The 619-nt window shown below is 58.0% G+C and carries 1 protein-coding gene; it reads right to left on the bottom strand.

Annotated features, from left to right (window positions below):
* Nucleotides 1-587, bottom strand: a 587-nt coding sequence (locus ACR0E6_RS22605) for a DMT family transporter (RefSeq protein WP_480587602.1), incomplete at its 3' end; no start/stop codon positions are given.
* Between the last annotated feature and the right edge of the window lie 32 nt (nucleotides 588-619).

Raw genomic sequence — 619 nt, 5'->3', positions numbered from 1 at the left:
GAGCCGGTCAGCATCCCGGCGGCGGCGACGATTGGGGGCAGAGAGCTTAGGTGTTTGCGCGCCCAAACGCCGGCAAAAGCGTAGGAGATAGTGCCCGCGAGGATGGCAAGTTGAGCAGTGCTTTGCAGACTGAAGTCCGTTAGGTTGCCGACCCCGATCGCGATTGAGACGCCAAAAAAGCCCAGTCCAGCGCCGAGAAGGCGCGGTGGTGTCAACCTCTCGTCGGAAAAGAAGAGTGCAGCAACGAGAACGCCAAAGATAGCCGTCGCCGCGTTCAGAATCGCCGTGAGGCCGGAGTCAATATACAACTGCCCCCACGCCATCAGCGAGAACGGAATCACGTTGTTGAGCAGTCCCATGACCAGAAAACCCAACCAGAGGCGAGGTGAACTCGGGACGCTTAGACCCCTGATCCAAACCACCAACCACAAGGCCAGCATTGCCCAGAATGTTCGATGCAGGACCGAGGTCATCACAGGTATCGTGTCCAGCGCAATGCGGATCGAAACAAATGACGCGCCCCAGATGATACCCAGCAGCGAAAGCTCAGCCCATGCGCGGGGGGATAGGTGTTTTTGCTGTTCCATGAACAGGTTGTGGCAGCTTTGAGTTCATGCGG

This window comes from Ruegeria sp. AP12, from assembly GCF_056540025.1.
Note: the sequence above shows the minus strand (reverse complement) of the source record. Positions and strands in the feature narration are given on the sequence as shown.